Source organism: Cellulomonas sp. ACRRI, assembly GCF_022346185.1.
Lineage (GTDB): Bacteria > Actinomycetota > Actinomycetes > Actinomycetales > Cellulomonadaceae > Cellulomonas.
Genome location: NZ_JAKRMS010000193.1, coordinates 1 through 5,369, shown reverse-complemented (window position 1 = coordinate 5,369; position 5,369 = coordinate 1). Strand labels below are relative to the sequence as shown.

The 5,369-nt window shown below is 71.5% G+C and carries 3 protein-coding genes; all 3 read left to right on the top strand.

Annotation, left to right across the window (positions count from 1 at the left end; genetic code table 11):
- The coding region (locus MHY85_RS20085) for an RHS repeat-associated core domain-containing protein (protein WP_304519017.1) at positions 1 to 4,585 on the top strand (4,585 nt) is incomplete at its 5' end.
- Positions 4,586 to 4,731: 146 nt separating this feature from the next.
- Positions 4,732 to 5,142 (top strand): hypothetical protein, encoded by a 411-nt coding sequence (locus MHY85_RS20080; protein WP_239199989.1) that lies wholly within the window; start codon positions 4,732 to 4,734, stop codon positions 5,140 to 5,142.
- 7 nt (positions 5,143 to 5,149) lie between these two features.
- On the top strand, positions 5,150 to 5,369 hold a 220-nt coding region (locus tag MHY85_RS20075; protein WP_239199987.1), incomplete at its 3' end, for a hypothetical protein.

Sequence of the window (5,369 nt, the reverse complement as noted above, 5' to 3'; positions counted from 1 at the left end):
CCAAGACCTGACCACCGGCACCGTCGCCGGCACCTGCGACACCACCGGCGGCGTGCGCCTCTGCCACGTCAAGACCCGCTACTACACCGGCGGACCCCGCGACTACCGCGCCGTCATCGCCTCACCCAACGGCCCCGACATCGACGTCCAAGCCATCTCCAACACCATCACCGTCCAACGCACCCCCTGGACCATCACCCTCGCCTCCAGCGTCAGCCAGGCCGCCTCGGGGCAGTACGTGACCTTCACGGCCACGATGAACCAGCTCGTCCAGAACACCGCCGGCCACTACGTGGCCCACCTGGTCGACGCCACGACGGGCCGATCGGTCGACACCTGCGCCAGCGCCTCGTCCTACCGGTGCTCGTGGCGGATCCTCATGCCGGAGGGCGGGCCCCGGGTCTACCGAGCCGTCGTAGCCTCGCCACGCGGTCCGAACGTCGACGTCCAGGCGGTCAGCAACACGTTCGTCGGCCCCACGCTCGGCGGCCCCAACCAGCGGTGCGAGACGTCGGGTGGCGCGAACCCGTCGCAGCAGGTGACGCAGCGCTGCCACGGCGACCCGGTGAACAGCGCGACCGGGGAGCTGTTCGAGAACTCCGTCGACCTCAGCATCGAGGGTGACCTGCTCGCGCCCGCCTGGACCCGCAGCTACGGCACCTCGCGCGCAGAGACCGACCTCGGCCTCGGGCACGGCTGGACGTTCGGCTACTCCATGTCGCTCGTCCCGGACGAGGGTGACGACCTCGCGGACGCCCCGTGGATCGAGGTCCATCAGGAGAACGGCTCGACGATCGTGTTCGCGCGTGACGAGGCGGGTGGCTTCGTCACCGCCGCCCGGGTGCTGGCAACGCTCGTCCGGAACGCCGACGGCACGTACCGGTTGCGGCGGCACGGCGGGGACGGGTTCGTCTTCGACGCGTCGGGCCGGCTCCTGCGCATCGAGGACCGCAACGGCAACACCGTGGGCCTGACCCGCGACGCCGAAGGGCGCCTCGTCTCGGCGGCGGACCAGCGCGGCCGGTCCCTCACCGTGCGCTGGTCCGACGGACGGATCGTCGGCATCTCCGACAGCGCCGGCCGGTCCGTCTCCTACGCGTACTCGCCGGACGGTGACCTCACCGAGGTGACGATGCCGGACGGCAGCACCCGCGGCTACGAGTACGACACCCAGCACCGCATCGTCGCGCTCATCGACGCGCTCGGCGGCGAGCACCGCAACATCTACGATTCGCAGTCCCGGGTCGCCCAGCAGACCGACCCCCTCGGCAACGTCACGACCTTCGGTTACACGACCGGGAAGACGACGATCACGGGCCCGGACCGCTCGGTCACCGTCGAGGAGTACTCGGACGGCCAGCTCGTCGCCGAGACGATCGGGTACGGCACCTCCCGCGCAGCGACGACCCGGTACGTCTACGGCCCGACGAACCACGTCGCCGCGGTCACCGACCCGGTGGGCCGCATCACCCAGTACACGCACGACGCCCACGGCAACGTGCTCACCGAGGTCGACCCGCTCGGTCGCGTGACCCGTTCCACCTACGACGACCACGACAACCTGCTCACCAGGACCGACGCCACCGGCGCCACCTGGGCGTACGGCTACGACGCGGCCGGCAACCTCGTCTCGGAGACCGACCCCCTCGGCGCGGTCACCGCGCACGTCCGGAACGCGGACGGCACCGTCGCGAGCACGACCGACCCGCTCGGCCACACGACGACGTTCGGCTACGACGCCCGGGGGAACGTCGTCACCATCACCGAGGCCGACGGCGCGACCGTGACCCGCACGGTCGACCCGACCGGCCAGACCGTCTCCGAGACCGACGCCCGCGGCGGCACCACCACGTACACGCGGGACGGGCTTGGCCGGGTCACCTCCGTGACCGAGCCCGACGGCGGCACCACGTCGTTCGACCTCGACGCGGCGGGCAACGTGCTGCGCGAGGTCGGACCCGACGGCGCCGAACACCGGACGGAGTACGACGCGCTGGGTCGTCCGACCGCGACGACCGATCCGACCGGGGCGGTCACGCTCCTGGAGCACGACCCCGCCGGGCGCCTGGTCGCGGAGACCGACCCGGAGGGCGATACGACCCGCTGGGCGTACGACCCCGACGGCGCGCTCATGGCAGTCACCGACGGGCTCAACCGCACCGTCCGGTACACCCGCGACCGCGCCGGCCGGATGACCGGAGAGACGCTGCCTTCGGGGGCGCTCACCGTCCACGGGTACGACGCCGCTGGCCAGCACGTCTCGACTCGCGACCCGCTCGGCGGCACCACGTCGATCGACTACGACCGGGCGGGCCGGCCGGAGACGGTCGTGGATGCCGATGGTCGCACCACCACGACCGGGCGGGACGCCGCCGGGCAGACGCTGTCGGTCACCCGGTCCGACGGGACGTCCGTGACGTACGCGTACGACCTCGCCGGTCGGCTCACGTCGTACACCGACGCGGACGGGCGGGCCACCACCTACGCCTACGACGCGGTCGGGCAGGTGACCGCTCTGACCGACGACGCCGGACGCACGACGACGTTCGGGTACGACGCCGTGGGGAACGTCGTCACCGTCACCGCCCCGGACGGGACGGTGACCACCCACGGCTACGACGCCGCCGGACGCGTCGTCGAGGTCGACTACGGCGGCCAGGACCGCACGGCGTTCACGTACGACGCCGCTGGCCGACGCTCCTCGATGACCGACACCACCGGAACCACGCGCTATGCGTACGACGGTGCCGGGCGCACCCTGGAGGTCGCAGGCCCGCAGGGCACGGTCCGGTACGGCTGGACGTCGCGCGACGACCTCGCCACGCTCACCCACTCGGACGGGTCGGTGGTCGCGCGCGAATACGACGCCGCCCGGCAGCTCGTGGCGGTCACCGACTGGGACGGCGGGCGCTACGACCTCACCTGGGACGACGACGGGCGGCTCGCCACGGTCACCTACCCGAACGGCGTGACCGAGCGGCAGACCTATGACAGCGCTGGGCGGACGAAGCGGGCCACGACCACCAGCGGCGGGACCGCGCTGCTCGACCTGGCCTGGACCTACTCCCCCGCGGGGCTGCTGTCCTCGGAGACCTCCGCCCGGGCGGACGGCGTGACGCGGTCCAGCACCTACGAGTGGGACGCACAGGCCCGGCTCAGTACGGTCTCGGGCTCCACCGCCGGAGAGGTCGGCTTCGACGCCGCGGACCGGGTCACGCTGCTGACCGACGGGACTCGACTCGACTACGACCCCGCCGGACAGGTCGCGATCGCGACGCTCGACGGCGTCGAGACCCGGTTCGAGCACGACGGCCGCGGCAACCGCACCCGGGAGACCTCACCCGGGCGCGACCTCGTGCTCACGTTCGACGCCGCGAACCGGCTTGCCGCCGTCGGCGACGCGGACACCTCGTGGACGCACACCTACGACGGTGACGGCCTGCTGGCCAGCACGACGAAGGTGGCGGCCACCGTTGCCGAGGCGGTCCAGCCGACGACGGAGCCGCAGGACCAGTCAGCACCGTTGCCGACCGCCGAGACCGACGATGCCGCCGGTCCGGACGACGCCACCGCCGAGCACGAGGAGGACCCGGCTGCCCCGCCGACCGAGCCGGGCGTCGAAGACGGGCCCGAGCCCGACCCCGACTCTGGCACCGCGGTCGACAACCCCGGCGAGCCCGAGGGAGAGGTCGACGATCCGCGGGACGCCGAGCCCGTGACGCCGTCGGCCGCCGAGCCCGAGGAGACGCGGGCGGCCACCGCACGGACCCAGCACTTCGCCTGGGACGCCAGCGGGGCGATCCCGCTGCTCATCGGCGACGGCGAGCGCAGCTTCCTCTACCTCTCGGGCACCACGCCCGCCGCCCAGCGCGAAGCCGATGGCACGGTCCGCTACCTGCACACAGACGGCATCGGCTCCGTCCGGATGGTGACGGACGAGGCGGGCGCGGTGGTCGCGGGCACGGACTACCAGCCGTACGGGCAGGCCCTGAGCACAGGGCTGGCCCCGGTTTCGGACATCTCCGAGTTCGGATACGCCGGCGAGCGGACCGACTCCAGCGGGCTGCTCTACCTGCGCGCCCGCTGGTACGACACCGCCACCGCATCGTTCCTGAGCGTCGACCCGCTGGTGGAGCTAACCCGCACCGCCTACGGGTACACGCGCGGCAACCCTCTCCAGTTCACGGACCCGCTCGGGCTGCTCTCGGCAGACACCTGGGACAAGATCGCGTTCGGGCTCGGTGTGCTTGCGATCGTGAGCGGCCCGGCGGCACCCGCCGTCGCAGCTGCCGCGGTGGGAGTCGCAGCCGTGGCGACGGCCACCCGGATCCGGAACGGAGACCCCGCCATCGACATCATTCTGAGCGGTGCAGGGATCATCCCCGGCGTCGGATCCGCTGTCGGCCGGAGCGCCGCGGGGATGATCAGGGCCGCCTCTCGCGCCACCGGGAACCTGACTCGGATGACGGCGAGTCAGGTCCGCCGAGGAACCCAGTACGTCGAAGCCATCGATCGCTGGATTATCTCACCAGCAGCCAACTACGGATCGGCGTGGAGGGCAGCATGGTGCGCTCGCCTCATCTGAAGACGCGGCGCCGTGTCGCATACTTCCCGATGACAAGCAACACACTCACATGGAGGCTCTTCTTCCTCGCGTTTTACCCTTTCGTTCGCTTGACAACTCCATCGCGGCAGCGGGGTCCTGGAGCAGTCTCGGCGAGAGTCGCGCGCATGTGCGATTCCGCATTCGGCGCTCCCCCGGTCGAGATGGATTCGCGATCTGACGCCTACGAGTTCGGCGCGATCCCGATGTGTGTCTTCGGATCAGCGACGGCGCTCTCGTGCCTCGTCGGTTGGCTCATGCTGGCGCTCGGAGTTCTCGAGGACGGGAGCGCTGGGGACACCATCTTCCGAGTCGCCGTCGGCACTCTACTGATCCCGACGATGTACGGGGTCTTCCTCCTGCTCCAGATCACGGTGTACCGGCGTGGTCTGTTCCGTCGAGATCACGCACGGTGGGTCGCAGCTGGTAGGCCCGACGACTGGGTGCCCGCTGCGCGATCGCAGCCCCGCGACCTAGATTTCCTCTACGCCCTCATCCCCACGGCGATCTCGCTCATCTACATCGTCACGAGCACCTGACCGACCCGTGACGGAGTTCGGCTTCGCCGGCGAACGGTGCGACGCGAACGGGCTGCTCTACCTGCGCGCCCGCTGGTACGACCCGGCGACGGCCTCGTTCCTGGACCCGCGGGACGCCGAGCCCGTGACGCCGTCGGCCGCCGAGCCCGAGGAGACGCGGGCGGCCACCGCACGGACCCAGCACTTCGCCTGGGACGCCAGCGGGGCGATCCCGCTGCTCATCGGCG